Annotated in this window: 2 protein-coding genes; one reads left to right on the top strand and one right to left on the bottom strand. The window is 76.0% G+C overall.

Annotation, left to right across the window (positions count from 1 at the left end):
• Positions 1–62 precede the first annotated feature (62 nt).
• The gene (gene pip / locus OZN99_RS30135) at positions 63–1,013 is read right to left on the bottom strand and encodes a prolyl aminopeptidase (protein ID WP_270938898.1); all 951 of its coding nucleotides are present in this window, start codon (positions 1,011–1,013) and stop codon (positions 63–65) included.
• Positions 1,014–1,188: 175 nt separating this feature from the next.
• Here pip and OZN99_RS30130 point away from each other — a divergent pair, with 175 nt between their 5' ends.
• Positions 1,189–1,944, top strand: a complete 756-nt coding sequence (locus OZN99_RS30130) for a hypothetical protein (protein ID WP_270938897.1) — start codon at positions 1,189–1,191, stop codon at positions 1,942–1,944.
• The last annotated feature ends 277 nt before the right edge of the window (positions 1,945–2,221 follow it).

Below are 2,221 nucleotides of genomic sequence, written 5' to 3'. Positions count from 1 at the left end.
GACCGGCTGGTGGTGCAGTACCGCGGGTGACGCGCCGGGCGCCGGGCGGCAGTACGCCGCGGTCAGCCGCGCCGGCGGAACCGCTCCACCGCGCTGACCAGCGCGGTGCGCACGCCCGGCTCGAGGGCGGAGTGGCCGGCATCCGGCACGATGGTCAGCCGCGCGCGCGGCCAGGCGGCGGCCAGGTCGAAGGCGGTGTCGGGCGGGCAGACCATGTCGTAGCGCCCCTGCACGATCTCCGCCGGGATGTGCGCGATGCGGTCCATCTGGCCGAGCAGTCCACCGTCCGGCAGGAACAGGTCATGCGCGAAGTAGTGCGCCTCGATCCGCGCGAGGCCGAGCGCGCTGCGGTCCTGCGCGAAGCTCGCCACCGTCTCCGGGCTGGGCAGCAGGGTGGAGCAGGAGCCCTCGTAGAGGCTCCAGGCGCGCGCCGCGGGGCCGTGCACCAGCGGGTCCGGATCGCAGAGCCGCTTGAGGTAGGCGGAGAGCAGGTCGCCGCGCTCCGCCGGCGGGACATGCTCGGCGAATTGCGCCCAGGCATCGGGGAAGACGCGTCGGAGGCCATACAGGAACCACTCGACCTCCGCCTGGCGGCCGAGGAAGACGCCGCGCAGCACGCAGCCGGCGACGCGGTCCGGATGCGCCTGCGCATAGGCCAGCGCGAGGGTGGAGCCCCAGGAGCCGCCGAACAGGAGCCACTTCTCGATGCCGAGGAAGCGGCGCAGCACCTCGATATCGGAGACGAGGTGCGGCGTGGTGTTGTCCCGCAGCTCGCCCAGCGGGCGGGACCGCCCGGCGCCGCGCTGGTCGAAGATCACGACGCGCCAATGGCCGGGGTCGAAGAAGCGGCGATGGATGGCGCCGGCGCCGGCGCCCGGCCCGCCATGCAGGAACAGCACGGGCTGGCCGCGCGGGTTGCCCACCTGCTCCCAGTACATGACGTGCCCGCCCGAGAGCGGCAGCAGGCCGGTCTCGTAGGGGGCGATGTCCGGAAAGAGGTCGCCACGCGGCATGCCGGAGGTTTAGCGGCGGCGCGGCCCGGACGGCAACGGGCTGGCCGCCTGCTGCCCGCGCTTGCCGGGCAATCGGGGGGCTTGCGGCCACGGCCGAACACGTTCCGCCACCGCGCATGCGGTTTCGCACGCTTCCCCCTTCGCCCGGGCCGCGAAGCTGCCTAGTCTGATGCCGATGGCCGAGATCCCCTCGCCCGGGTCCCGGTCCGCGGCCGCCGGCACCATCCGCTGCGGCGTCTGCGGCACCGAGAGCCGGCAACCGCCCTTCCGCCCGAGCCCGCCGGAACAGCCGCCGGATCTCGACCTGCGGCCGGGCGAGCCGGTGCGCTCCACCATGGCGCGCTGGCTGCAGCAATGCCCGGGCTGCGGCTACTGCGCGCCGGACATCAGCCGGGCGCACCCGGCGGCAGCCGAGGCGGTGCGTGCCGCGCCCTTCCGGGCCCTGCTGGCCGACACCTCCATCCCGCCGCTCGGCCGGCGCTTCCTGGCCTGGGCCCTGGTGCTGGAGGAGACCGGCGCGCTGCACGCCTCGGCCGAGGCGACGCTGCAGGCGGCCTGGGTGGCGGACGACCTGGGCCGCCCGGAACTGGCGCGGTCCTGGCGGCTGGATGCGGTGGCGCTGTGGCGCGGCGGGCCGCCGCTGGATGCGGAGCAGACCGTGCGCGTGGTGGATGCGCTGCGCCGTGCCGAGGCCTGGGACGACGCGGCGGCCACGGCCGACGGCCTGGCCCGTACCGCGCCGCCGGAGGTGGTGGCGCAGGTGGTGATGCTGGAGCAGCGGCTGATCGAGGCCGGCGATTCCGGCCGGCACACGGTGGCCAGCGCCCTGCCCCCGCCATCCCGCCGCCCGCATGTGAGCCACCAGCGCATCGCCGCCCGGGGCGAGGGATTCTGGGCGAAGCTGAAGCGGCTGTTCGGCAAGGGCGGCTGACCCGGTCGGCGGCTCGCCCTGCGCAGCCGCGCATGTGCCCACGCATGTTGCATGGATGGATCGGTTGCGGCAGGTAGGCGCGCCCGCTGGGCGCCCGGCCATCCGGGTCGGCCCATCCGGATGGGGAGACGAAACGGCGTGCGCGCATGGCGTAGCCTCGCGGCCGCAGCGGCGTTGCTCGCGGCCTGCGACGATCCGAAGCCCCCCGCCGGGCGCGCCGCGGCGCCCGCCGCGGTGCCGGAGGGGCGCGCCGCGGAGGCGGTGCGCGCCGCGGGGG

It is taken from the genome of Falsiroseomonas oryzae (assembly GCF_027856955.1).
Classification (GTDB): Bacteria; Pseudomonadota; Alphaproteobacteria; order Acetobacterales; family Acetobacteraceae; genus Falsiroseomonas; species Falsiroseomonas oryzae.
The sequence above is the reverse complement of the archived record's forward strand: the minus strand, read 5'-3'. Positions and strand labels throughout refer to the sequence as shown.